Consider the following 1,030-nt stretch of genomic DNA (forward strand, 5'->3'; position numbering starts at 1 on the left):
GGCGAAGCTGAGAACTTAAGCGCCAGTAAACGGCGGTGGTAACTATAACCATCCTAAGGTAGCGAAATTCCTTGTCGGGTAAGTTCCGACCTGCACGAATGGCGTAACGACTTCTCGACTGTCTCAACCATAGGCCCGGTGAAATTGCATTACGAGTAAAGATGCTCGTTTCGCGCAGCAGGACGGAAAGACCCCGGGACCTTTACTATAGCTTGATATTGGTGTTCGGTTCGGCTTGTGTAGGATAGGTGGGAGACTTTGAAGCAGCAACGCCAGTTGTTGTGGAGTCGTCGTTGAAATACCACTCTGGTCGTGCTGGATGTCTAACCTGGGTCCGTGATCCGGATCAGGGACAGTGTCTGGTGGGTAGTTTAACTGGGGCGGTTGCCTCCTAAAGAGTAACGGAGGCGCCCAAAGGTTCCCTCAGCCTGGTTGGCAATCAGGTGTTGAGTGTAAGTGCACAAGGGAGCTTGACTGTGAGACTGACGGGTCGAGCAGGTACGAAAGTAGGGACTAGTGATCCGGCGGTGGCTTGTGGAAGCGCCGTCGCTCAACGGATAAAAGGTACCCCGGGGATAACAGGCTGATCTTCCCCAAGAGTCCATATCGACGGGATGGTTTGGCACCTCGATGTCGGCTCGTCGCATCCTGGGGCTGGAGTAGGTCCCAAGGGTTGGGCTGTTCGCCCATTAAAGCGGTACGCGAGCTGGGTTTAGAACGTCGTGAGACAGTTCGGTCCCTATCCGCTGTGCGCGTAGGAGTGTTGAGAAGGGCTGTCCCTAGTACGAGAGGACCGGGACGGACGAACCTCTGGTGTGCCAGTTGTCCTGCCAAGGGCATGGCTGGTTGGCTACGTTCGGGAGGGATAACCGCTGAAAGCATCTAAGCGGGAAGCCTGCTTCGAGATGAGCACTCCCACCTCCTTGAGAGGGTAAGGCTCCCAGTAGACGACTGGGTTGATAGGCCGGATATGGAAGCCCTGTGAGGGGTGGAGTTGACCGGTACTAATAGGCCGAGGGCTTGTCCTCAG

General features: G+C 55.7%; 1 rRNA gene. It reads left to right on the plus strand.

What is annotated here, in order from left to right:
* Positions 1–1,028, plus strand: a 23S ribosomal RNA gene (locus tag ABT015_RS37940); the annotation flags it as partial.
* Positions 1,029–1,030: the final 2 nt, after the last annotated feature.

It is taken from the genome of Kitasatospora sp. NPDC094016, from assembly GCF_040304045.1.
Classification (GTDB): domain Bacteria; phylum Actinomycetota; class Actinomycetes; order Streptomycetales; family Streptomycetaceae; genus Kitasatospora.